At 62.3% G+C, this 23,594-nt stretch carries 18 protein-coding genes and 1 pseudogene; 6 read left to right on the forward strand and 13 right to left on the reverse strand.

Translation table 11 applies throughout. From position 1 onward, the window contains the following. Positions 1–32 precede the first annotated feature (32 nt). The 5 genes from cobG (at position 33) to LUU92_RS03195 (ending at position 5,382) form a co-directional block, all read left to right on the forward strand. The gene (gene cobG, locus LUU92_RS03175; protein ID WP_222540900.1) at positions 33–1,379 is read left to right on the forward strand and encodes a precorrin-3B synthase; all 1,347 of its coding nucleotides are present in this window, start codon (positions 33–35) and stop codon (positions 1,377–1,379) included. Further along, positions 1,372–1,998 (forward strand): precorrin-8X methylmutase, encoded by a 627-nt coding sequence (locus LUU92_RS03180; protein WP_071491608.1) that lies wholly within the window; start codon positions 1,372–1,374, stop codon positions 1,996–1,998. Before cobG ends, LUU92_RS03180 begins: the two co-directional genes overlap by 8 nt. Further along, positions 1,998–2,729 (forward strand): precorrin-2 C(20)-methyltransferase, encoded by a 732-nt coding sequence (locus LUU92_RS03185; RefSeq protein ID WP_071491607.1) that lies wholly within the window; start codon positions 1,998–2,000, stop codon positions 2,727–2,729. The genes LUU92_RS03180 and LUU92_RS03185 overlap by 1 nt, the downstream gene beginning before the upstream one ends. After that, entirely contained in the window at positions 2,729–4,366 is a 1,638-nt protein-coding gene (gene cobJ / locus LUU92_RS03190; RefSeq protein WP_257103153.1) for a precorrin-3B C(17)-methyltransferase, read from the forward strand. The genes LUU92_RS03185 and cobJ overlap by 1 nt, the downstream gene beginning before the upstream one ends. 236 nt (positions 4,367–4,602) lie before the next feature. After that, the gene (locus LUU92_RS03195) at positions 4,603–5,382 is read left to right on the forward strand and encodes a hypothetical protein (protein WP_222540902.1); all 780 of its coding nucleotides are present in this window, start codon (positions 4,603–4,605) and stop codon (positions 5,380–5,382) included. Here the strand turns inward: LUU92_RS03195 and tspR are convergent. From tspR to LUU92_RS03260, 13 genes and pseudogenes are all read right to left on the reverse strand, one after another. Further along, positions 5,379–5,975 carry a type III secretion system genes modulator TspR gene (gene tspR / locus LUU92_RS03200; protein WP_003171467.1) on the reverse strand — a complete coding sequence of 199 codons (597 nt, stop codon included), beginning with the start codon at positions 5,973–5,975 and terminating at the stop codon, positions 5,379–5,381. The genes LUU92_RS03195 and tspR overlap by 4 nt on opposite strands. Before the next feature lie 116 nt (positions 5,976–6,091). Then, positions 6,092–8,863, reverse strand: a complete 2,772-nt coding sequence (locus tag LUU92_RS03205) for a hybrid sensor histidine kinase/response regulator (RefSeq protein WP_071491604.1) — start codon at positions 8,861–8,863, stop codon at positions 6,092–6,094. Between the two features lie 100 nt (positions 8,864–8,963). After that, positions 8,964–10,256, reverse strand: coding sequence for a phosphoribosylamine--glycine ligase (gene purD, locus LUU92_RS03210; RefSeq protein WP_257103154.1), 1,293 nt, complete (start codon positions 10,254–10,256; stop codon positions 8,964–8,966). Between the two features lie 113 nt (positions 10,257–10,369). Next, on the reverse strand, positions 10,370–11,977 hold the full coding sequence (gene purH / locus LUU92_RS03215) for a bifunctional phosphoribosylaminoimidazolecarboxamide formyltransferase/IMP cyclohydrolase (protein ID WP_222540904.1): 1,608 nt from the start codon (positions 11,975–11,977) through the stop codon (positions 10,370–10,372). Between the two features lie 81 nt (positions 11,978–12,058). Then, positions 12,059–12,379 (reverse strand): DNA-binding transcriptional regulator Fis, encoded by a 321-nt coding sequence (gene fis, locus LUU92_RS03220; protein ID WP_002555375.1) that lies wholly within the window; start codon positions 12,377–12,379, stop codon positions 12,059–12,061. After that, on the reverse strand, positions 12,376–13,389 hold the full coding sequence (gene dusB, locus LUU92_RS03225) for a tRNA dihydrouridine synthase DusB (RefSeq protein WP_257103155.1): 1,014 nt from the start codon (positions 13,387–13,389) through the stop codon (positions 12,376–12,378). The genes fis and dusB overlap by 4 nt, the downstream gene beginning before the upstream one ends. A gap of 185 nt (positions 13,390–13,574) precedes the next feature. Continuing rightward, complete coding sequence (locus LUU92_RS03230; protein WP_071491600.1) at positions 13,575–14,777, reverse strand: DUF3426 domain-containing protein; 1,203 nt, start codon at positions 14,775–14,777, stop codon at positions 13,575–13,577. A 30-nt stretch (positions 14,778–14,807) separates the two neighbouring features. Continuing rightward, positions 14,808–15,686, reverse strand: coding sequence for a 50S ribosomal protein L11 methyltransferase (gene prmA, locus LUU92_RS03235; protein ID WP_071491599.1), 879 nt, complete (start codon positions 15,684–15,686; stop codon positions 14,808–14,810). A gap of 234 nt (positions 15,687–15,920) precedes the next feature. After that, on the reverse strand, positions 15,921–17,282 hold the full coding sequence (gene accC, locus LUU92_RS03240; RefSeq protein WP_010213490.1) for an acetyl-CoA carboxylase biotin carboxylase subunit: 1,362 nt from the start codon (positions 17,280–17,282) through the stop codon (positions 15,921–15,923). Between the two features lie 17 nt (positions 17,283–17,299). Next, positions 17,300–17,764, reverse strand: a complete 465-nt coding sequence (accB, locus tag LUU92_RS03245; RefSeq protein ID WP_010213489.1) for an acetyl-CoA carboxylase biotin carboxyl carrier protein — start codon at positions 17,762–17,764, stop codon at positions 17,300–17,302. A gap of 24 nt (positions 17,765–17,788) precedes the next feature. Then, positions 17,789–18,244, reverse strand: a complete 456-nt coding sequence (aroQ, locus tag LUU92_RS03250; RefSeq protein ID WP_010213488.1) for a type II 3-dehydroquinate dehydratase — start codon at positions 18,242–18,244, stop codon at positions 17,789–17,791. 296 nt (positions 18,245–18,540) lie between these two features. Next, positions 18,541–19,056, reverse strand: a pseudogene (locus tag LUU92_RS29340) (methyl-accepting chemotaxis protein); the annotation flags it as partial. 1,499 nt (positions 19,057–20,555) lie between these two features. After that, positions 20,556–22,226, reverse strand: coding sequence for a response regulator (locus LUU92_RS03260; RefSeq protein WP_093128480.1), 1,671 nt, complete (start codon positions 22,224–22,226; stop codon positions 20,556–20,558). A gap of 388 nt (positions 22,227–22,614) precedes the next feature. On the opposite strand from LUU92_RS03260, the gene LUU92_RS03265 reads away from it, so the two are divergent. Continuing rightward, positions 22,615–23,592 carry a DUF2333 family protein gene (locus LUU92_RS03265; protein WP_371322043.1) on the forward strand — a complete coding sequence of 326 codons (978 nt, stop codon included), beginning with the start codon at positions 22,615–22,617 and terminating at the stop codon, positions 23,590–23,592. Positions 23,593–23,594 lie beyond the last annotated feature (2 nt).

Genomic DNA, 23,594 nt, shown 5'->3' on the forward strand with positions numbered 1-23,594 from the left:
TCCTTGAACGACATCCGACGGGCAGGCTTTTCATGCCGCCGGACAAAGCAGGCATAATACCGCGCCTTTACCCACCAACCGGTAGCCCCGTGAACCCAACGCCCGCTGTGAATACCTTGCGCCCCTCGGCTTGTCCGGGGTTGCTGCGCATTGTCCAGGCGTTGGACGGCGGCATTTGCCGGATCAAGTTGGCCGGTGGTTCGATCAGCGCTACACAAGCCCATGCCGTGGCGGACGCGGCCCAGGCCCATGCGGGCGGGGTGATTGAGGCGACCAACCGGGCCAACCTGCAGATTCGCGGGATCGGTGCCCAAGAGCAGGCATTGATCGCCCTGCTACTGGCCGCAGGCCTGGGTCCCGACAACGCCGCCGGCGACGATGTACGCAACCTGATGCTCAGCCCCAGCGCCGGGATCGACCCGCAGATGCTGTTCGACACCCGCCCGTTGGCTGAGCAGATGCTCGCCACCCTGCAAAACCATCCCCGTTTCCATGAACTGTCGGCCAAGTTCGCCGTACAACTGGATGGCGGCGAAGCCCTGGCGATGCTCGAACATCACCACGACCTGTGGCTGTCGGCCTTTATCCGCAATGGCCAGACGCTCCTCGCCTTTGGCCTGGCCGGTTGCCCGGGGCTGGATGCGCCGCTGGCCGCCGTGCCGCTCGAGCAGGGTCATGCGCTGGTGGTGGCCGTGCTGGAGGCGTTCCTCGAACTGGCCGGCCCGGAACAAACCCGCATGCGGCATTTGGCTGTGGATAACTTGCTGGGGCATCTGCGCCTGCCATTGCTGTCGGCTGAAGGCTTCAAACGCCCGCCCAGCGGGGCTTTGCTGCACCTCGGCACTTATCCACAGGTTCAAAGGAATCAGTTCTACGTCGCCGTCATCGCACCCTTGGGGCGCCTGGACGCGACGATGCTCAAAGGCGCCGCACACCTGGCCAGTGAGTACGGCGACGGCACCTTGCGCTTCACCCCTTGGCAAGGCGTGCTGTTGCCCAACATCGAAAAACCGCACGCCGTGACCGAGCGCCTGGCGCAACTGGGCTTCCTTTGCTCCATCGACCAACCCCTGGCGCGCATGACCGCCTGCACGGGTTCCAGCGGTTGCGGCAAGGCCCTGGCCGACACCAAGGCTGACGCCGTGCAACTGGCTGCGCTGAACCCCGGCCATGACGTGCACCTGTCCGGCTGCCCCCGTTCCTGTGCCGCCGCGCATGTCGCGCCGGTCACCTTGCTGGCGGTGAGCCCCGGCCACTACGACCTCTATTTCCGCGAGGCAGCCCAGCCCGGTTTCGGCCGGCTGCACGCGCGCACCCTTTCCATTGAAGCGGCGGGCGCCCTGTTGCGCGCTCGTCCACGGAGCAACACCGATGATTGATTACATCCGCGACGGTCAGGAGATCTATCGCAACTCCTTCGCCATTATTCGCGCGGAAGCCAGGTTGGAGCGCATTCCGGCCGACCTGGAGAAACTCGCGGTGCGGGTGATTCATGCGTGCGGCATGGTCGAGGCCATCGACGGCCTGCAGTTTTCCGAAGGCGCGGGCAAGGCCGGGCGCGATGCGTTGGCCGCTGGCGCGCCGATCCTGTGTGATGCGCGGATGGTCTCCGAGGGTGTGACCCGTGCGCGCCTGCCGGCCAATAACCCGGTGATCTGCACCCTGCGCGACGACAGCGTGCCGGAGCTGGCGCGTGAACTGGGCAACACCCGTTCCGCCGCCGCGCTGGAGCTGTGGCGCCCGCATCTGGAAGGCAGCGTAGTAGTGATCGGCAATGCGCCGACCGCGTTGTTCTACCTGCTGGAAATGCTCGATGCCGGTGCGCCTAAACCTGCCTTGATCCTTGGCTTTCCGGTCGGGTTTGTCGGCGCCGCCGAATCCAAGGCGATGCTGGCGGCGGACAGCCGTGGCGTGCCGTTCGTGATCATGCAGGGCCGCCTGGGCGGCAGTGCGATGGCCGCCGCTGCGGTGAATGCCCTGGCCACGGAGGTCGAATAATGCCGGCACGCGGACGTTTGATCGGCCTGGGCGTAGGCCCCGGCGACCCGGAACTGATCACCCTCAAGGCCCTGCGCCTGCTGCGCGAATCGCCGGTGGTGGCGTACTTCGTGGCCAAGGGCAAGAAGGGCAATGCCTTCGGCATCATCGAAGATCACCTGGTGCCGCAACAGACCTTGATGCCGCTGGTGTACCCGGTGACCACCGAGGTACTGCCGGCGCCGATGTCCTATGAGCAGGTGATCAGCGATTTCTACGACGCTGCCAGTGTCGACGTTGCCGCGCACCTGGATGCCGGTCGCGATGTGGCGGTGATCTGCGAAGGCGACCCGTTCTTCTACGGTTCCTACATGTATCTGCATGACCGACTTGCCGAACGCTACGAAGCGCAAGTCATCCCCGGCGTGTGCTCGATGCTCGGCGGCGCCTCGGTGTTGGGGGCGCCGCTGGTGTATCGCAACCAGAGCCTGTCGGTGCTTTCGGGCGTGTTGCCCCATGAAGACCTGAAGCGCCGCCTGGCCGACGCCGACGCGGCGGTGATCATGAAGCTGGGGCGCAACTTCCCGAAAGTGCGCCTGGTGCTCGAAGAACTCGGCCTGGCCGAGCGTGCCCTCTATGTGGAGCGCGCCACCATGGCCAACCAGAAGATCGTGCCGCTGGATCAGGTCGACCCGGCGTCTTCGCCCTATTTCTCGCTGATCATCGTGCCGGGTGAAAGGTGGCAAGGTTGATGAACCCGGCGATTGTCATTCTGGGCCAGGGCAGCCTGGCCACTGCGCGCAGGATCCAACAGGTTTATCCCGAGGCGCTGATCCACGGTCTTGCCGGACGCGTTGAAGGTGCTGACCAGGCCTATAGCGAGTTCGGCACGACCCTGCGCCAGTTGTACCAGCAAGGCACGCCGCTGATTGCGCTGTGCGCGGCCGGTATCGTGATCCGCACCCTGGCGCCGCTGCTGCTGGAAAAAGGCGAAGAGCCGGCCGTGCTGGCCGTGGCTGAAGACGGCAGCGCCGTAGTGCCGTTGCTGGGGGGCCTTGGCGGTGTAAACGTCATGGCGCGCGAAATTGCTGCCGCGTTGAACGTGGCCGCTGCGATCACCACCAGTGGCGAACTGCGTTTTGGCACCTGCCTGCTCAACCCGCCGCAGGGCTATGAGCTGGCCGACCTGGAGTTGGGCAAGCGTTTCGTTTCCGACTTGCTGGCCGGTGAAAACGTGCGCATCGAAGGCGCAGCGCCTTGGCTGGACCAGGCCAACTTGCCGCAGGACCCACAAGCGCGCCTGGCGATTCATGTCGGCAGTGCCGAGCGCCAACCCACCGCCAATGAATTGCTGATCTACCCGAAGACCGTCAGTGTGACCTGCAAACCCGGCGCGCAATTGGCCGAGCGTGTACGCACGGCGTTGCATGAAGCGGGTCTGGCCGTGCAATCCCTGGCGTGCCTGCTGGCCAGCGAAACGCAGATGGCCGAAGCGTCGCTGCATGAGGCGGCGTTGGCGCTGGGTGTGCCGTTGCGTTTTACCAGCGTTTGCCAGGACGCCGATATCGTGGTCAGCGTGGCTGAACAGCCGCTGGAGTTGTCGCAGATCGGTCGTGTTCGTGGCCGCCTTGCCGTGATCGGCCTCGGCCCCGGTGCCGCCGAGTTGATGGTGCCTGCGGTGAAGGCTGAGTTGGCGCGTTGCACCGATGTGCTGGGTTACGAAACCTATGTGCGCATGGCCGGCCCGTTCCGCGATGATCAAGTGCAACACTGCACCGATAACCGCGAAGAAATGCAGCGGGCCCGCCACGCCTTCGAGCTGGCGGCCCAAGGTCGCTCGGTGGTGGTGGTGTCCTCCGGTGACCCGGGTGTGTTCGCTATGGCGGCTGCGGTGATCGAGGCGCTGCACGAATCCAGCGATCCGGCCTGGCATCAGGTCGACCTGGAAATCCTGCCCGGGGTCTCGGCCAGCCTGGCCACTGCCGCCCAGGCGGGCGCACCGCTGGGCCATGACTTCTGCGTGATGTCGCTGTCGGATAACCTCAAACCCTGGTCGATCATCGAAAAACGCCTGGACCTCGCGTCCCAGGCCGACCTGGCCTTGGCGTTCTACAACCCGATCTCGCGTGCGCGGCCGTGGCAACTGGGGCGTGCCCTGGAAATCATCGCCCTGCATCGCACGCCGCAAACGCCGGTGGTGCTGGGCCGCGATATCGGTCGCCCGGGGCAGACCCTGCGTGTCACCACGCTGGGGCAACTGACGCCGGATCAAGTGGACATGCGCACCATGGTGTTGATCGGCTCGTCTACCACCTGCGCATTTCCCCGTGCCGGTGGTGGCGAATGGGTCTACACACCTCGCTGGTACGGTGAAAAACCCGCTTCCTGAAAACGGTCTGTCGGTTGCCTGAAAGCGCCGAATAACCCAGGGATTTTTCTGGCGTTATTCGGCGTTTTTTCTTTTTTTTACAACGAAATATGGAGGCAAGCCGGTCATGCCGCATTATTGCTGGGCGTTACGGTTTAACGCGTTGCGCCAAGGGATGTTTATCGCCTGGAAAGCCCATCGGCCGGTGAACTAGGGTGGACACAAGCCCCACGTTGGGGTGCTTGTGGAGAATCAAAATGGAGCGACATCACAGACGGATCAACACTACAAAAAGGCGCAAGTTGATTGCCGCCTACACATTACCGGGCGCGTCAGGCAAGCACGCAGCTGTACCGCTGGACACCGAAGATGACTTCAACGCAGCCGTGGTCAACAACGGCGTGATTTCGTTTGCCGAAGGCCTGTCGGGTCTGAAGCGAGAATATGTCCGTAAGAGTTATTTACTGGCCAGCAGTTACGTCAGCGATGTATTGAAAATACACCGCGGTACCGAGGACTGGTACGACGAATTCATCAAGGTGATGGTCAGCCTGGGATGGCTCCCGGTGCGCAGCAGCTTCGAGCGGGTCTCACGTTCGGGCAAGGGGCTGACCGTGCAGCTGGCGGCGCTGAATCTTATTGCCACGCTGTTGGCTTCCACGTCCTTGTCCGCACCGCTGCTGGGCATGCTGCCGAAACTGGCGGCCGATGCATTGGAGGCGTTGAAGCAGACGCCGGCGTCTTTTGAATTGTTCAAACGCAACAGCTCGGTGCACCAGGGCGGTGATTTCGGCCTGGCCTCTTGTGCCGAAATCGATGGCGAATTGACGATGGTGCTGGTGACCTACAGCACTCACGGCGTGAGCAAACAGACAGGGCTGCCCTTCCTGGAGTGGGACAGCTCCTCGTTCGAGGCCTTCAGCGGGCAGACGTGCCTGGTGCTCAATACCTCGGTGATCAATGAAAAGACGATCCAACTGATGCGCGAGAGCGCGGGGGACAAGGTACAACTGGCAATTGCCAAATACCGGATCTAGGGCACCAGGTAGCCGCGCACGCCGGTAAAGATGATTTGTGCGGCCAGGGCACACACGAACAATCCCATCAACCGACTGACAATCTGCAAGCCCTGGTCACCGAGGATGCGTTCGATACGGTTGGACAGGTACAGCACCACGCCCACCGTGAGGCTGGCCAGGGCGATGCTGAGGATGGCGGTGAGCTTGTCATCCCAGTGCGGTTGGCTGACGCCCATCACCAGCAGCGCACCGATGGTGCCGGGGCCGACCGTGAGGGGGATGGTCAGCGGCACGATGGTCACATCCTGCTGCACGTTGTCGGTCTGTACGGCCGACTTGCCCTGGGCCATGCCCAGGGCGGAAATGAACAGCACACTGCCGGCGCCGATGCGGAAGGCGTCGACGGTGATGCCGAACACACTGAAAATCACCCGGCCGAACAGGTAGAGCAACACGCTCGAGACCAGGGTCGCCAGCGCCACCTTCCACGCCAGGCGCCGCCGCTCTTTGCTGGAATAACCACGAGTCAGGCTGATAAAGCAGGACAGCACGAAGAACGGGCTGTAGAGCACCAGCATTTTCAGGTAGACGCTGAATAACACGTGGAGCATGGGGGGCGGCTCGCAGGAGGAAAGTGTGGAGAGTCTATCAGGCGAAAGAGATCAAAGGCGGGAGGGGCGGTGCGACGATTCGACTTGCCCCTCCCGCATTTGACTGCATTTCAAGTTCAGGAAGGTGCGTGTTCTGGGCGCTGTTGCCGCTGGGCGACCCAGAATTCCACCAGCTCGCGCAACTGCGACAACTCCACCGGCTTGGCCATATGCCCATCCATCCCGGCCTGGCGCGCACGTTCCTTGTGCTCCGACAGAATGTGCGCGGTCAACGCCACCACCGGCGTGCGGATGCGCTGGTGGCTGACTTCCCACGCGCGCAGTTGCTGGGTCGCCGAGAAACCATCGAGGATCGGCATTTCACAGTCCATCAACACCAGGTCATAACGCTGGGCCTTCATCGCCTCCAGCGCTTCCTCGCCGTTGCTGGCGGTGTCCGGGTCGAGGTTGAGCTTGCCGAGCATGCCGCGGATCACCTTGGTGGAGATGCTGTTGTCTTCGGCTACCAGGATGCGGAAATCCGCCGGCACGGTGATGGCGGCCGGAGTGCTGAGGACCGGACGTGGCGGCACGTTGCCTTTGCTGCGCTGGGTCAGTTCGTCGGCCAGGGTGGTCTTGAGCGTATAGCCGGCCACCGGTTTGGCGAGGATGCGCTTGATCCCGCAATTGCGCGCAATGATCTTGCTCGGCGCGTTGCTGATGCCGGTAAGCATGATCAGCAGGATGTCGTGGTTCAGGCTCGGGTCTTCCTTGATCTTCGCCGCCAGTTGCATGCCGGTCATGCCGGGCATGTTCTGGTCCAGCAGCACCACGTCGAAGTAGTCGCGCAGGTGCGCCTTGGTGCGCAGCAATGCCAGGGCTTCCTTGCCCGAGGGCACGGCGCTGACGTTGAGGCCCCAGGCGGAACATTGTTGCACCAGCACTTTGCGGCAGGTGTCGTTGTCGTCCACCACTAGCACGCGCGCGCCTTTGAGCGGGCCGTCGAGGTCGGAGGTCGGGTGTTCCAGGCGCTCCGGGTCCAGCGGCAGGGTCAGCCACAGGGTGCTGCCCTGGTGGCTGCCGCTCTTGATGCCGAACTCGCCGTTCATCAACAGGATCAACTGGCGGGCGATGACCAGGCCCAGGTGGCCATTCAGCCGGGTGGCCGAGAAGAAATTCTTGCTGTGCAGCTCACTGTGCAGCAGGGCGTCACGCTCTGAGGCTTCCATGGGCAGGCCGCTGTCCTGCACGGCAATGCGCAGGCGTGGCTTGGTGCTGCGGTCGTCCAGGGCCACCACGATCAACACTTCGCCTTCGTCGGTCTTTTGCAGGGCGTTTTCCAGCAGGCTCAACATGGCCTGGCGCAGGCGCGTCGGGTCGCCGCTGATCACGCGGGGCACCTGGGGCTGGATAAAGCTGATCAGTTCGACATTCTGCTGTTCGGCCTTGGCGCGGAAGATACTCAGGCAGTCTTCGATCAGCGCATTGAGGTCGAATTGCACATCGTCCAGTTCGATCTGGCCGGATTCGAGCTTGGAGATATCGAGGATTTCATTGATCAGCGTAAGCAGTTCGTTGCCGGCGCTGTGGATGGTCTGCACGTAGTCGCGCTGTTTCACCGACAGCGGCGTACCCAACAGCAGTTCGGTCATGCCCAGCACACCGTTCATGGGGGTGCGGATTTCGTGGCTGATCTTGGCCAGGAACTCGGCCTTGGCCGCGATTTCGGCATTGCTCGCCGCCAGGTCGCGGCTGAGGCTGAAACGCGCCTCGACAATCGCACGCTGGCGTTCGCCCAACGCCAGGCTCATCAGCAGGCCGCTCAGGCAGATAAACGCCAGCAGCGTGACGATCAGGCCCTGGGGCGAGACCATCGTCAGGCCCAGCAACGCTGGCAGGATGATCAGCGTACCGATGTTGAACACCACCATCGCCACCACGAACAGGCGTGCCGGGCGGTAGCCTTTCTGCCAGTGATAGGCCGAGACAAACAACATGCTCAAGCCGGCCAGGGCCACCAGGGCGTAGGTGATGATGTTCAGCGGCAGGGTGTTGACGAACAACAACAGCAGGCCGCACAGCACGATGAACAGGATGTCCGCCATCAACAGCTTGTTCAGCGGGTGCGGGCCCAGGGGCATGAAGAACCGGTAGGCAAACATCAGCCCGCACGGCGCGGTGAGCAATAGCGCCAGGTAGGCGCCGGGCGTCTGGATCGCATGCCAGTTCGGCAGCCATGGGCCCACCAGGTTGAGTAGCAGCGCCAGGCTGAGCATCAGCAGCACTTCGCAGGCCGCCAGCCACAGGCTGCTGCGCGAGCGGTGGTAGGCGAAGCGCGTGAGGTTGTGCAGGATCAGCATCAACAGGCAGCCGAACAGCAGGCCGTAGATCAGCGTCTGGGTCTGGTCGGCGGCGGCGAGCACGGCCGGTTCCAAGGTGATGTAGGGGCGCAGCTCGTGTTCCGAGACCAGGCGCAGGTAGACCTCGAGGGGGTTCTGGCTCTGGGGCATCGGCAGCATGAAGTCACTGCTGGGCAACGGCCGTTCAGCCTGGGGCTGGCGTGTGCCGGTGCTCTGTTGTTCCACCAGGGTGTCGCCGTCCAGCACGTAGAGGCTCAGGTGCGACAGGTCCGGGGCGAATACCCGCAGCACTTGTTCGTGCTTGCCGGGTTGCAGCTTGAAACGTACCCACAACGCACCGTCCGGTTCCGCGGCGGTAATGCGGTCCAGTTCGATGGGGCTGAATTGGTTGGTGTAGCGCGAGGAACGGATGTCGCTCAGTTGCAGGTCGGCCTGTTCATCAAGCAATACTGCCCAGCCACTGCCTTGCGCGGCGGCCTGGGCCGGGAACAAGCAGAGCAGTGTCAGCAGACTGACAGTGAAACCTATGGCGATCCTGAGCCAGCGCACGGCGAAATCCCTTCGTAGGTTGATGCACGGTTAACTATGCGCGGGTAGGCCTGCATACGGCAAGGGCCAGAGGCCCCTGCCTAGCCGAACGGATAGCTGCTTACTGGTTCTCGCCACGTTCCCGCGCAATGGCGCGATAGCCGATGTCCTTGCGGTAGAAGCAGCCTTTCCAGTCGATCTTCGCGGCCAGCTTGTACGCCTGTTGCTGCGCGACGTCGACGCTGGCGCCCATGGCGGTGGCGCATAGCACACGGCCACCGGCCGTCACGACCTGGCCATCCTTGAGCGCGGTGCCCGCATGGAACACCTTGCCTTCCAGCGTAGCAGCCGCGTCCAGGCCTTCAATCACATCGCCCTTGGCGTAGTCGGCAGGGTAGCCACCAGCCGCCAGCACGATGCCGACGCTCGGACGTGGATCCCACTGCGCTTCAACCTTGTCCAGGGCCTGGGCCAATGCCGCCTCGACCAACAGCACCAGGCTCGATTGCAGGCGCAGCATCACCGGTTGGGTTTCCGGATCGCCGAAGCGGCAGTTGAACTCGATGACTTTGGGGTTACCGGCTTTGTCGATCATCAGGCCGGCATACAGGAAACCGGTGTACACATTGCCTTCGTCGGCCATGCCGCGCACGGTCGGCCAGATCACCCGGTCCATGACACGCTGGTGCACGTCGGCCGTGACCACCGGGGCAGGGGAGTAGGCCCCCATGCCACCGGTGTTCGGGCCGGTGTCGCCGTCGCCGACGCGTTTGTGGTCCTGGCTGGTGGCCATCGGCAAGACGTTCTTGCCGTCGACCATCACGATGAAGCTGGCTTCTTCGCCGTCGAGGAACTCCTCGATGACCACGCGGGAACCTGCGTCACCGAAAGCGTTGCCAGCGAGCATATCGCGCACGGCGTCTTCGGCTTCCTGCAGGGTCATGGCGACGATCACGCCTTTACCAGCAGCGAGGCCATCGGCCTTGATCACGATTGGCGCACCTTTTTCGCGCAGGTAAGCCAGGGCCGGCTCGATCTCGGTGAAGTTCTGGTAGTCGGCAGTCGGGATCTTGTGGCGGGCCAGGAAATCCTTGGTGAAGGCTTTGGAACCTTCCAACTGGGCCGCACCGGCGGTAGGGCCGAAGCAGTCCAGGCCACGGCTGCGGAACAGGTCCACGACGCCGGCCACCAGCGGCACTTCCGGGCCGACGATGGTCAGGGACACATTTTTCTCGGCAAAGTCCGCCAGTTGCTCAAGTGCCAGCACGTCGATGGCAACGTTTTCGCACTTGGCTTCAATGGCGGTGCCAGCGTTGCCGGGCGCGACGAAGACTTTCTGGACACGCGGGTCCTGGGCAACTTTCCAGGCCAGGGCGTGTTCACGGCCACCGCTGCCAATGATCAAAACATTCATGTCAAAAACCTCAAATTCTGTAGGCGCTCAGGGTGCGCTTCAATGTGGAGCCGAACTCATGTGGCAAGCCCGATCGCCACACAAGTCCGCTCCCACATTTCGATCGAGTTGAATCAGTGACGGAAGTGACGCATGCCGGTGAAGACCATGGCGATGCCAGCTTCATCCGCGGCGGCGATCACTTCGGCATCACGCATCGAACCACCCGGTTGGATCACGGCGGTTACACCGGCTTTCGCGGCGTTGTCCAGGCCGTCACGGAACGGGAAGAACGCATCGGAAGCCATCACCGAACCCACCACCTGCAAACCGGCGTGCTCGGCCTTGATCGCGGCGATACGCGCCGAGTTCACACGGCTCATCTGGCCGGCGCCGACACCGATGGTCTGGCGGTTCTTGGCGTAGACGATGGCGTTGGATTTAACGTATTTGGCCACCTTCCAGGCGAAGATCAGGTCGTTGATCTCCTGCTCGGTCGGGGCGCGCTTGGTCACCACTTTCAGGTCTTCGCTGCCGATCATGCCGATGTCGCGGCTCTGTACCAGCAAGCCACCGTTGACGCGCTTGTAGTCCCAGGCCGCTGCACGCTCGGCCGACCACTCGCCGCAGGCCAGCAGGCGCACGTTGGCTTTGGCTGCCACGATGGCGCGGGCTTCTTCGCTGACGCTTGGGGCGATGATCACTTCAACGAACTGACGCTCGACGATCGCTTTAGCGGTCTCGGCATCCAGTTCGCGGTTGAAGGCGATGATGCCGCCGAAGGCCGATTCGGTATCGGTGGCGTAGGCCAGTTCGTACGCCTGGCGGATACCGCCTTCAGCGTCCGGGCTCACGGCCACGCCGCATGGGTTGGCGTGCTTGACGATCACACAGGCCGGCTTGACGAAGCTCTTCACGCATTCCAGCGCGGCGTCGGTGTCGGCCACGTTGTTGTAGGACAGCTCCTTGCCTTGCAACTGGGTCGCCGTGGCGATGCCCACTTCGGCAGGCTTGGCTTCCACGTAGAACGCCGCGCTCTGGTGCGGGTTCTCGCCGTAGCGCATTTCCTGGGCCTTGATGAACTGGCTGTTGAAGGTGCGCGGGAACTGGCTGCGGCCTTCGGTGCTGAGGGTTTCAGCGGCCTGGTTCACGGTGCCCATGTAGTTGGCGATCATGCCGTCGTAGGCGGCGGTGTGTTCGAACGCCTTGAGCATCAGGTCGAAACGCTGGGCGTAGGTCAGGCCACCGGCTTTCAGGCTTTCCAATACGTTGGCGTAATCACTGGCGTTGACCACGATGGCCACGTCTTTGTGGTTCTTGGCCGCTGAACGCACCATGGTCGGGCCGCCGATATCGATGTTTTCGATGGCGGTCGGCAGGTCGCAGCCTGGCTTGTTGATGGTGGCTTCGAATGGGTAGAGGTTGACGGCCACCAGGTCGATCGGCTTGATGCCGTGCTCGGCCATGATCGCGTCGTCGGTGCCACGACGGCCGAGGATACCGCCGTGGATTTTCGGGTGCAGGGTCTTGACCCGACCGTCCATCATTTCTGCGAAGCCGGTGTAGTCCGCCACTTCCACTGCGGCCACGCCGTTGTCCTGCAGCAGTTTGAAGGTCCCGCCCGTGGAGAGGATTTCCACGCCCAGGGCTTCCAGCTCCTGGGCAAATTCGAGGATCCCGGTCTTGTCGGAGACACTGATCAAGGCGCGGCGGATCGGCAGGCGGGTAGTCTGGTCGGTCATTTCAATTTCCATCAAAAGCAAAGGAGTCAGCAAAAAAGGCGACCGGTTTTACGCGGGCGCCTTTCTGGTTTGATTGAATGCTTACAGCAAATCGTATTGCTTGAGCTTTTTGCGCAAGGTGCCACGGTTGAGGCCCAGCAGCTCACTGGCTTTGGTCTGGTTGCCCTTGACGTAGTTCATCACGCTTTCGAGCAAGGGCGCCTCGACTTCGGAGAGCACCAGGTTGTACACGTCCGTGACGGAAGCGCCCTCAAGGTGGGCGAAATAATTGTGCAGCGCCTTCTCGACACTCCCGCGAAGGGTCTGGCCTTCTTCGCTCGGCGTGTTGAGGTGCTGTTTCAAATTGACGTTGTCGCTCACGGGCGTTGTTCCACTCACTAAAGTCTCGGTCATCATCGTCATGCGGCCACCCCCTCTCCGTCCCCTGTCCCCAGGCTCTTTTCACGCTCGCTGAAGTACTCTCGAACGGTGGTGACCTGTGCTTGCGTATCATCCAAACGATTGAAGTGGGCGCGAAACTCCCTGGCGCCCGGCAGGGTTGCGAGATACCAGCCGACATGCTTGCGAGCAATGCGTACTCCCATCACGTCCCCATAGAAGGCGTGCAGGGCGGCCAGATGCTCTAGCAGAATACGTTCCACCTCGATCAGCCCCGGTGCCGGCAACACTTCGCCGGTACGCAGAAAATGATCGATCTCACGAAAAATCCATGGACGCCCCTGGGCGGCCCGGCCAATCAACAAGCCATCGGCACCAGTTGCGTGCAGCACGCGCCTTGCCTTCTCGGCGGAGTCGATGTCGCCATTGGCGAATACCGGCATCGATACCGCCTGCTTGATCGCAGCGATGGTGTCGTACTCGGCTTCACCGGTGTAAAGGTCGGCGCGGGTACGGCCATGCACCGCCAGCGCTGTAATGCCTGCCTGTTCAGCGATCTTCGCCACTGTCAGGCCGTTCTTGTTGTCCCGGTCCCAACCGGTACGGATCTTCAGGGTAACCGGCACATCCACTGCGGCGACAACGGCCTGCAGGATCTCGGCCACCAACTGCTCATCTTTCAACAGGGCCGAACCGGCGGCCTTGTTACAGACCTTCTTGGCCGGGCAGCCCATGTTGATGTCGATGATCTGCGCCCCCAACTCCACGTTGGCCCGGGCCGCATCCGCCAGCATCTGTGCATCTCCACCGGCGATCTGTACCGAGCGGGGCTCGGGATCACCTTCGTGGATCATGCGCATCCGCGATTTGCGGGTGTTCCACAAGCTCATGTCGCTGGTGACCATTTCCGAGACTACTAGACCCGCGCCCAAACGCTTGCACAGCTGACGAAAGGGCTGGTCGGTGACGCCCGCCATCGGGGCGAGGATCAAGCCGTTCTGCAATGTGTATGGGCCGATGCGTACCGCCGACATAGGACTTCCCTGTTGTGGGGCCGGATCATTAGAGTTCGAAAAAGGGTTGGCATGATACCCGCTCTCGATGACTGGATAAAGGCTGAATTGGATAAAATCTGAACAGTTATTTCTTTATCGCCAGCGGTTTGGTTACGCAGGGGAAAGTCAATAACCTGCCGTCAAACTTCAACGCGTGAACCGATTCACTCGGGCGAATGGAAGCTCAGGCTGTAATTCACGGCTTTGTTGCCCGGATCGAGGATATCCAGGGAGATATGGATCGGGGTTTGCGATGGCATTTCGCTAACGCCGGCCAGCTCACCGCTGAGGTATTCGGCGGGTTTGAAGCGACGGCTGGCAATCAGGTTGCCGTTCAGGTCGGCAAAACGCAGCTCCAGCAGCGGGAAGGGCTGGGAGAAGGTAGCGCGGTTGTAGATGATCGCATCCACCACCAGCGCCCCGGCGAAATCCGGGTGGCTGCGCACTACCAGGTTACTGCTCTTGATATGGGCAATATCGACCCGCGATGGCACGGTGCAACCCAGGGTGGGGCACAGTTGCTGGAACCACGGGCGATAGGCGTCCTGGCGGGCCAGGTCGTCGAATTGGTAGGCGATGTATTGGCCTGCGAGGCCGGCGGCGGCGATCAGCACCAGCAGCAGCCAGACCAGGCGACGGCCCAGGCCTGTCGGGCGTTTTTGTGCGTAGAGGTGCAGCGGATCGTCTTCCAGGTCCTGCAGCAGGTCGTCATGGGCGCTGGTTTCAGCGCGTGGGCGCTTGCGGCGGGGGGGCAGGCGATCGTCGGGTTCGGCCGCTTTGGTCAGCGGTGTAAACGGTGGGTCGATGTCGTCATCGTCTGGTGTTGAACGCAGGGGGGGCTCATCGTCGCGATCGTCGGTGTGGAACGACATGGACGGTTCGGTGCGCTGCCTGGTCGCAGGTTCTGGCTGGTCTTCGGTGACGTGGAGGCGCTCTTCAGGCGGCTCGCTGAACAGGCTTGCCGCCCATTTTTCTTCTTCGGCCTTGACCGTGTCGCGGCTGGCGCTGAAGGATTCATCCTTTTGGCGGCGGTCGGTGCCGGGCTGGCGACGATCCGCGCCAACAGGCTGCGTGTGCTGAATCTCGCGGCGTTCCAGCTTGGCCAGTTCTTCATCCAGGTCCAGGTTGTCCAGGTCCAGCTCTTCGGCGCTCCACTGTTTCTGGCTGATGGCGCGCGGCGCCTCGGGAGTCGCCTCGGGCTGCGGTGCCGGCGCCTGGGCGCGTTGCTCCAGCAGCTGGCGAGCCGCATTGAACACTTGCAGGCACGAGCCGCAGCGCACCACGCCACGGGCCACGCTCAATTGAGCGTGGTTGACGCGAAAGCGCGATTGGCAATGCGGGCACTGGGTGACGAAACTGTCGGTCATGCGGCCATCCGATTCAGGCAAGCGCTCATTCTAGCGCCGACGACCGCTGATGCGTACCCAGCCATCGCGGTTGGCGATCGGGTCCAGCTCGAAATCCTTGGCGTAGGCAGCGGCGACGTCTTCGCCCTGCTCGGCCAGGATGCCCGACAGCGCCAGGCGGCCGCCCGGCTTGACCAGGCTCGACAACTGCGGCGCCAACGACACCAGCGGGCCGGCGAGGATGTTGGCCACCAGCACGTCGGCCTGTACCTGGGGCAATTGCTCCGGCAGGTAGAGTGGGAATTTGCCTTCAGGAATGTTGTTGCGCCCGGCGTTATCGCGAGAGGCTTCCAGGGCTTGCACGTCGATGTCGGTGCCCACGGCTTCCTTGGCGCCGAGCAGCAGGGCGGCAATCGCCAGGATCCCCGAGCCGCAGCCGAAGTCCAGCACGTGGCTGTCGGTCAGGTCTTGGCCGTCCAGCCATTCCAGGCACAGCGCGGTGGTCGGGTGGGTGCCGGTGCCGAACGCCAGGCCCGGATCCAGCAGCAGGTTGACGGCGTCGGGCTCGGGCGCGGCATGCCAGCTCGGTACAATCCACAGGCGCTGGCCAAAACGCATCGGCTGGAAGTTGTCCATCCAGCTGCGTTCCCAGTCCTGGTCTTCGATGACTTCGCTGTGGTGCTCTGGCAGCGGGCCGCCGGTGAGCAGCTCCATATGGGCCAGGACGCTGGCGGCATCGGTGCCGTCTTCGAACAGGGCCAGCAAATGGGTGTGGGACCACAGCGGCGTGGTGTTGAGTTCGGGTTCGAAGATCGGCTGGTCTTCGGCGTCCATGAACGTTACGGAGACAGCGCCTACTTCGAGGAAAGCGTCTTCATAGGTTTCGGCTTGTTCTGGGCTGATGGCGAGACGGACTTGCAGCCAAGGCATGGCGGGCACCTTTGAAAAAATGAGTGTGCAGCGGGGTGGGGCTGCGAAAGGGCGCAAGTTTACGCGAGCGGCGGTCAGAAGACGACTGTGCTGGCGATTTGCAGTATTCAAAATATACACAGGACAACTGTGGGAGGGGGCAAGCCCTCTCCCACATTGGACCCTGTACATCCAGGAAATCCGGAGCCCGGAAACAACAAAGCCGCCCGGAGGCGGCTGTGTCGTTTGGCACACTTACTGGTTGGCCAGCTTGTGTTCCAGGTAGTGGATGTTCACACCACCTTCGCAGAAGCCTTCATCACGGACCAGGTCCCGATGCAGCGGGATGTTGGTCTTGATGCCGTCGACCACGATTTCGTCCAGGGCGTTGCGCATACGGGCCATGGCCTCGTCGCGGGTAGCGCCCCAGGTGATCAGCTTGCCGATCAGCGAGTCGTAGTTGGACGGCACCTTGTAGCCGCTGTACAGGTGCGAATCCACACGTACGCCGTTGCCGCCGGGCGCGTGGAAATGCTTGACCAGGCCAGGGCTTGGGATAAAGGTTTTCGGGTCTTCGGCGTTGATGCGGCACTCCAGGGAGTGGCCGTGCATCTTCACGTCGTCCTGGGTGAAGGACAGCGGGTTGCCGGCGGCGATGCTGAGCATCTCCTTGACGATGTCGATACCGGTGACCATCTCCGACACCGGGTGCTCTACCTGCACACGAGTGTTCATCTCGATGAAGTAGAAACGACCGTTCTCGTACAGGAACTCGAAAGTACCCGCGCCACGGTAGTTGATGTCGATGCACGCCTTGACGCAACGAGCCAGTACTTCCTGGCGCGCTTTTTCATCCAGGCCCGGTGCTGGCGCTTCTTCCAGGACCTTCTGGTGACGACGTTGCAGCGAGCAGTCGCGGTCGCCCAGGTGGATGGCGTGGCCTTGGCCGTCGGACAGTACTTGCACCTCCACGTGACGTGGGTTGGTCAGGTACTTCTCCAGGTAGACCATCGGGTTGCCGAACCAGGCGCCCGCTTCGGAGCGAGTCTGCTTGGCAGCTTCGATCAGGTCTTCTTCCTTGTGCACCACGCGCATGCCGCGACCACCACCGCCACCGGCGGCCTTGATGATCACCGGGTAGCCGACTTCGCGACCAATGCGCAGCGCGGTTTCCTCGTCTTCCGGCAGCGGGCCGTCGGAGCCTGGAACGGTTGGCACGCCGGCCGCGATCATGGCGTCCTTGGCCGACACCTTGTCACCCATCAGGCGAATGGTTTCGGCTTTCGGGCCGATGAAGGCAAACCCGGATTTTTCCACCTGTTCGGCGAAATCGGCGTTTTCCGCGAGGAAGCCGTAGCCAGGGTGGATGCCATCAGCGCCGGTCACTTCCGCGGCCGCGATGATGTTCGAGACTTTCAAGTACGAGTTCGTGGCCAGTGGCGGGCCGATGCAGATGCTTTCGTCCGCCAGTTTCACGTGCATCAATTCGGTATCGGCCGTCGAGTAAACAGCGACGGTCTTGATGCCCTCTTCCTTACAGGCGCGCAGGATACGCAGCGCGATCTCGCCGCGGTTGGCGATCAGGACTTTTTGCAGTTTCTTCGCAGGTTTCAACATCGAAGGCGCTCCGCGGTTCAAACGATGGTGAACAGCGGCTGGTCGTACTCAACCGGCTGACCGTTTTCTACCAGGATGGATTCGATGACGCCGGCTTTTTCAGCGGTGATGTGGTTCATCATCTTCATCGCTTCAACGATGCAGATGGTGTCGCCCACTTTCACGGTAGCGCCGACTTCAACGAAGGCTGGCGAAGTCGGTGCCGGGGTGCGGTAGAACGTACCGACCATTGGCGACTTGACCACGAAGCCGTTCAGCGCCGGAGCGGCTGGGGCGGCAGGTGCAGCGGCGGCAGCAGGCGCGGCGGCCGGAGCAGCAGCGGCCGGAGCCGGCGCTTGCATCTGTGGCGCATAGAACTGCTGGGCCGGGGTCTTGCTGTGACGGCTGATCCGTACGGACTCTTCGCCTTCCTTGATTTCCAACTCGTCGATACCGGATTCTTCCAGCAGTTCGATCAGTTTCTTAACTTTACGGATATCCATGAATCATCAACTCCCAAGGGTCGGTCAGGGGCGCTTGGCCGGTTGTTCAAGTTGTTCCAGGGCGGCCTCCAGGGCCAGTCGGTAACCGCTGGCGCCAAGGCCGCAGATCACACCTACCGCTACATCGGAGAAGTAGGAGTGATGGCGGAAAGCTTCGCGTTTGTGCACGTTCGACAAATGCACTTCGATGAATGGGATGCTCACCGCCAGCAGCGCGTCACGTAATGCAACACTTGTATGCGTAAAAGCGGCGGGATTGATCAGGATAAAATCCACGCCTTCGCCGCGCGCGGCATGGATGCGATCAATCAATTCGTACTCGGCATTGCTTTGCAGGTAGAGCAGATGGTGGCCGGCTTCACGCGCCCTGCGTTCGAGATCAAGGTTGATCTGGTCCAGGGTGACTGCCCCGTAGACGCCCGGTTCACGGGTGCCGAGCAGGTTCAGGTTGGGTCCGTGAAGAACCAGTAAGGTCGCCATCGGCTGTTCCTTGTTATTGATGTGGGTACGGCAGAACCCGGCGACTATGCCGCAAAGCCTTTGTGACTGTCCAGTTCTATGCAGTAGGCGGCACGATTAGCGAGGATAGCGCGAAATTTGTGACTGTGGCCGGTGATCCGGTCATGGGTAATACGCTCCTGAATGCCATGAAGGTCAAATGTGGGAGGGGGCTTGCCCCCGATAGCGCTGGGTCAGTTACAGACACTGAGGCTGACACACTGCAATCGGGGGCAAGCCCCCTCCCACATTTGATCTCTATAAGGTTGAAGATCGTGTCAGACGCGGAAGGCTTGAACGGCAGTGTTGAGCTGCCCACCTAGCACCAGCAAGTGCTCACCCTGGCTGCGGCCCTGGCCGATTCGCAGCAAGTTGTCCTCACCCAACTGATGAATCCGCTCACTGTTGTCGCGAATCTCGCTGACGGCACCACTCTGCTGCGCGGTCACATCGGCGATGCGCACGGCGGTGTCGGAAATGGTCTGGATCGCGCCGACAATCTCATCCAGCGCACCGTCCGCCGCCTGGGCTTGCTGGGCGGTGGCTTCGGCGTGTTCGACCTGGGCCCGCATGCCTTGCACCGATTGGTGGGCGGCGCTCTGCAGCCCGGCGATCAAGGTCTGGATTTCTGCGGTGGCGCCAGCGGTGCGTTGGGCCAGCGAGCGCACCTCGTCGGCCACCACGGCAAAGCCGCGTCCGGCTTCACCGGCACGGGCGGCCTCGATGGCGGCGTTGAGGGCCAGCAGGTTGGTCTGGTCGGCAATCGAGCGGATCACCGTGAGCACGCCGCCGATGGTGGCGGATTCCTCAGCCAGTTTTTCGATCATCTGCGCGTTTTGCTGCACTTCGCCCACCAGGGCACGCAGCCCGGTGAGGCTCAGGCCGATCACGCGCTGGCCTTGTTCCACGGCCTGGCCGGCACTGCGACTGGCACCGGCAGCCTGGCTGGCATCACCGGCGACTTGCTGGATCGTCGCCTCCAGTTCACCCAATGAATCTCGGATTTGCGCAGTATCCCCGGCCTGGCGTTCGGCGCCGTCGTGCAGGCCGCTGCTCAGTTCGGCGAGGGTACGGCTGCTGCTGGCAACTTCTTCGGCGTTGCCGCGAATGGTGCCGACCAAGTCCACCAGGTAGGTGCGCAGGCGGTTCAGAGACGCTTCGATATCGTGCAGTTCGCGGTTGGTCTTGCCCAGGGCAATCGGCTGGCTGAAGTCACCCTCGGCCCAAGTCGACAGGGCCGGCGCCAGATTGGTCAGCACCCGCGCCAGCTTGCGTTGCAAGGTGTCGATCAGCAGCGCGATCAACAGGATCAGGCCAATCATCAGCCCTTGCATCAGGCGCACTTCACCCTGGATTTGGCCATGTTGCGCGCGCACCACCGGTTCCAGTGCGGCGATGGCTTGCTGAACGGAGTTGATTTTCTGGTGGGTCTTGGCGGCCAGTTCGGTGCGTTGCTGGATCTGGTCGCGGGTGCGCTTGAGTTCGGCGGGGTAGCGGGTCAGCAGGCTATTGAGTTCACGCTTGAGGTCGACGCCGGTGTCTTGGGCTTCGGTTTTTTCGCTGTTCTGCAGCCCCATCAGCGCGGAAAAGTCATCGGCGCTGGATTCGGCGCTGGCCTTGACGCCGAGCAACGGCAGTTGCTCCAACAGGTCGGCCTGGCTGCGGATAGCGCCGACTTCGCGTTCCACATCGTCGGCCAGTTCCGCACGCCCGCTGCTCACCAGTTTGTCGCGGGCCAGGGATAACTTGCCCAGGTGCTGGGAGGCGGCCAGCAACGGCGGCAGATAGCGCGCGGCTTCGGGAGAGTTTACGCCGATGGCGTACTGGCTCAGTTGCTCCAGGTTCGCGCCCAATTCACGTTCGGCCTGTAGCAGCAAGGCTTGCGGGTCGCCTGCCAGCTTACCGGCCGCCAGCAACTCAGTCTTGCTGAACGCATCCAGGTCCACCAGGCTCGGGCGCAGGTTCTGCGCAAGGTCCGCAGGCAACTCGTCCAGATGCTGCAACAGGCTTTCCAGGCTCTGGCCCGCGCTGCTCAAGCGCAGGGCGTCGCCGCTGGCCAGGTAATCGTCGATATTGCGTGCGGCTTCATTCTGGAACGTCTGCGACAGGCCCAGGTAGCGTTCCATCAGCAAATAGGGTCGCTCCAGCGCCCGTTGCGACCACCACAACGTCGCCCCCAGCGCCAGGCACACGGCCACCAGAAGAAGGGTATTGAGATTGGTCAGCAGCTTCAGGCGCATGCGGGGTTTCAACCGACAGCAAAAGATAAGTGCCTGAAGTTATTGCGTTTCCATTACAGCGTTATGACGGATTCAGTGGATTCCGGTGAAAAGATGGCACTTTGCTTTGATGCGCGTGCGGGTTGTACGCGATTGCGTCCGGCGTCTTTGGCGCGGTACAGCGCCTCGTCGGCCTGGGCGGCCATCATCAGGCTGTCGGAGCCGTCGCACAGCTCCACCACCCCGGCGCTGAAGGTGCACCACAAATCCTGGGGTTGGGCCGGGTAATGGATTTCGGCAAAGCGCCCACGGATTTCATCCAATACTTTGCAGGCGGCTTCCAAATCGGTGTCAGGCATCACAATGGCGAATTCTTCACCGCCGTAGCGCCCGATGTAGTCGGTCTTGCGCAGGCGCTGCTTGAGAAACAGCGCCAGGCTCTTGATCACGCGGTCGCCCATGGGGTGGCCGTGGCTGTCGTTGACCCGCTTGAAGTGGTCGATGTCGAGCATGGCGAAGCTCAGCGGCTTGTTCTCGCGGCGTGCGCGGAAGCTGCAGTCTTCGAGCAGTTGCAGGATATGGGTGTGGTTGTACAGGCCGGTCAGGCTGTCGCGCACCATCCGCGCCTTGAGGTTGCGCGCCCGCGCCGCACGGTTGCGCACGGTGGTGATCAGGTGGCGCGGCTTGATCGGCTTGGTGAGGAAGTCATCGCCGCCTTCGCTCATGGCGTCCAGTTGCTTGTCCAGGTCGTCTTCGGCCGACAGGTAAATGATCGGCACGCTGACGTAACGGTCGTTATGGCGGATGACCTTGGCCAGTTCGGTGCCGGTACAGGCGGGCATATACATGTCGAGGATGATCAGGTCGGGCTGGAAGTCCGCCAGCTCGGCCATTGCCTGGATCGGCTCGATCAAGGTGCGGGTGACGATACCGGCGCTGTTGAGCAGCCGTTCGGTGTGCAGCGCCTGGGCCCGCGAGTCGTCGATGATCAGCACTTTATACGGCTCGTACTGGGCGACGCAGGTCAGCACTTCGATCTTTTCCAGCAAGCTGGAGGCTTCCAGCGTACCGGTCAGGAATTCCTGACCTCCGGCGCGCACGGCGGCCAGGCGGGTCGGGGTGTCGGTTTCGTGCAGGCTGAAAAACAGCAGTGGCAGCTTCTGCTCCAGGCCTTCCTGGGCCTCGGCGGCGAGCTTGAGGCCCAGGCCGGCACCGCAGAAGTCCACGTCCATCACAATCGCCGACGGCAGGCGCTCGGCCATCGACGCGCGAAACGCCGCGACACTGTCCAGGGACTGGGCGCTCATGCCAAAGAACTCCAACTGCTTGGCCAGGCGCTCGGCACGGTCGTGATCAGCCAGCATCACGTAGATCGGCTTGCGCATCGGCGGCAGGAAGGTTTGCTCAAGCTGGTCACCCTGGCGCAGCCCGGTGCGGGACAGGCGTTGCATCAGGCGGTTGAGTTCGGTGATCAGTTGGCTGCTCAGGCGCCCGCGGTTTTCGTCCACGGCCTTGAGGGATTCGCCGATGTGCTGCGCCAACTGGCTGTGTTCCGGCTGTTCGAAACGCTCGGCAAAGCGCAGCAGGCGCAGATTGGCCTCGCTGAGTTCGGAAAGGTCAGTGCCGGACCACTCGCTGCGTTGCAGGCGCTGCCAGATCTCAAGAATTTGACGTGCCTGATGAATTACCCGCTGGGCAAAATGCTGCTTGAGGCGCTCACGGCTGGGGTCTTCTGGCTCGGTCATATCCTGACTACTAGTGAGGGTGCATGCTGAGGTCGACTGATGGCTCTATGCTAGCACCTCTTTCCCATGGGATGAGTGTCATACGTCAATAAACTGTGCGTGCGGAGTATTCAGTTGCTGACCCGCTGGTCGCGCGGCGGAAAAAGCGTGCATTCTTTATAGTCGAACGCCCTCTGTGCGCCAGTTTGGCGAAAAGCCCCGCACGGGCGGGCACGATGGGGTAGGGTTGTGGTCGGAGTGTTTGAACGCACGCCATCAATTCAAGTGCATGAACTCAAGTGATTGAAAGGATATCGCCATGCTGGACTGGAAAAACCGTGCAGGCAGCGCCAAAGGCCCCGCCCCTGAGCCCAAGTCGGCCAACCGCAGCTATTTTCGTACCCTGCTGATGAGCCGTGCCGTGCTCAGTGTGCTCGGCCTGTACCTGTTGGTCACAGGCGCCTTGGGCTGGTACTGGAGCGAAGAGCCGGCGCTGTTCCCGGTCCAGCAGAACGCGCAGATTGCCGCCGAAAAAGACGGCAAGCAGATGGTGGTGGGCTTTACCACCGTCGAAACCCTCAAGACGGTGGTTGGCACCTTGCTGAACAAGCCGGGTGGCTACATTTCCAACGACCGCTTCCCGCCAGGCCTGTGGATGGACAACATGCCGAGCTGGGAATACGGCGTGCTTGTGCAGGTGCGCGACCTGACCCGCGCCCTGCGTAAGGATTTCGCCCGCTCGCAGTCGCAGTCGGCCGAAGACGCCGACTTGGCCAAGGCCGAGCCGCGCTTCAACTTCGATAACAAGAGCTGGGTGCTGCCATCCAGCGAGTCCGAATACCAGGAAGGCATCAACTCCCTGAGCCGCTATGAAGCGCGCCTGTCCGACCCGAACCAGAAAGGCGCATTGTTCTATGCGCGGGCCGACAACCTGAACAACTGGCTGGGCGATGTCGCCACCCGCCTGGGCTCGCTGTCGCAACGCCTGTCGGCCAGTGTGGGCCGCGTGAAGCTGAACACTGCGTTGAAAACCGAAGCGCTGGCGCCGGGTGAAGTGCCGCAGGTCGATGAAGAAGTGGTGGAAACTCCATGGATGCAGATCGACAACGTGTTCTACGAGGCCCGTGGCCAGGCCTGGGCCTTGTCCCACCTGTTGCGCGCCATCGAAGTGGACTTTGCCGACGTATTGGCCAAGAAAAACGCCACCGTCAGCGTGCGCCAGATCATTCGTGAGCTGGAAGCCTCGCAGGAACCGGTGTGGAGTCCTATGATTCTTAATGGCAGTGGATTCGGCGTACTGGCGAACCATTCGCTGGTGATGGCCAATTACATTTCCCGGGCAAACGCTGCAGTGATTGACTTGCGTCAGCTCCTCAACCAGGGTTGATG

The sequence above is a fragment of the Pseudomonas extremorientalis genome (assembly GCF_024584605.1).
Taxonomy (GTDB): Bacteria; Pseudomonadota; Gammaproteobacteria; order Pseudomonadales; family Pseudomonadaceae; genus Aquipseudomonas; species Aquipseudomonas extremorientalis.

Bases quoted from the DNA above. Each gene is read 5' to 3' on its own strand.
- prmA (WP_071491599.1), bottom strand. From the start codon at position 15,686: ATGCCTTGGCTGCAAGTCCGTCTCGCCATCAGCCCAGAACAAGCCGAA.
- dusB (WP_257103155.1), bottom strand. From the start codon at position 13,389: ATGTCGGCGGTACGCATCGGCCCATACACATTGCAGAACGGCTTGATC.
- LUU92_RS03230 (WP_071491600.1), bottom strand. From the start codon at position 14,777: ATGACCGACAGTTTCGTCACCCAGTGCCCGCATTGCCAATCGCGCTTT.
- LUU92_RS03265 (WP_371322043.1), top strand. From the start codon at position 22,615: ATGAGCCGTGCCGTGCTCAGTGTGCTCGGCCTGTACCTGTTGGTCACA.
- fis (WP_002555375.1), bottom strand. From the start codon at position 12,379: ATGACGATGATGACCGAGACTTTAGTGAGTGGAACAACGCCCGTGAGC.
- accC (WP_010213490.1), bottom strand. From the start codon at position 17,282: ATGTTGAAACCTGCGAAGAAACTGCAAAAAGTCCTGATCGCCAACCGC.
- LUU92_RS03260 (WP_093128480.1), bottom strand. From the start codon at position 22,226: ATGACCGAGCCAGAAGACCCCAGCCGTGAGCGCCTCAAGCAGCATTTT.
- purD (WP_257103154.1), bottom strand. From the start codon at position 10,256: ATGAATGTTTTGATCATTGGCAGCGGTGGCCGTGAACACGCCCTGGCC.
- LUU92_RS03180 (WP_071491608.1), top strand. From the start codon at position 1,372: ATGATTGATTACATCCGCGACGGTCAGGAGATCTATCGCAACTCCTTC.
- accB (WP_010213489.1), bottom strand. From the start codon at position 17,764: ATGGATATCCGTAAAGTTAAGAAACTGATCGAACTGCTGGAAGAATCC.
- purH (WP_222540904.1), bottom strand. From the start codon at position 11,977: ATGACCGACCAGACTACCCGCCTGCCGATCCGCCGCGCCTTGATCAGT.
- LUU92_RS03185 (WP_071491607.1), top strand. From the start codon at position 1,998: ATGCCGGCACGCGGACGTTTGATCGGCCTGGGCGTAGGCCCCGGCGAC.
- cobJ (WP_257103153.1), top strand. From the start codon at position 2,729: ATGAACCCGGCGATTGTCATTCTGGGCCAGGGCAGCCTGGCCACTGCG.
- cobG (WP_222540900.1), top strand. From the start codon at position 33: ATGCCGCCGGACAAAGCAGGCATAATACCGCGCCTTTACCCACCAACC.
- LUU92_RS03195 (WP_222540902.1), top strand. From the start codon at position 4,603: ATGGAGCGACATCACAGACGGATCAACACTACAAAAAGGCGCAAGTTG.
- aroQ (WP_010213488.1), bottom strand. From the start codon at position 18,244: ATGGCGACCTTACTGGTTCTTCACGGACCCAACCTGAACCTGCTCGGC.
- tspR (WP_003171467.1), bottom strand. From the start codon at position 5,975: ATGCTCCACGTGTTATTCAGCGTCTACCTGAAAATGCTGGTGCTCTAC.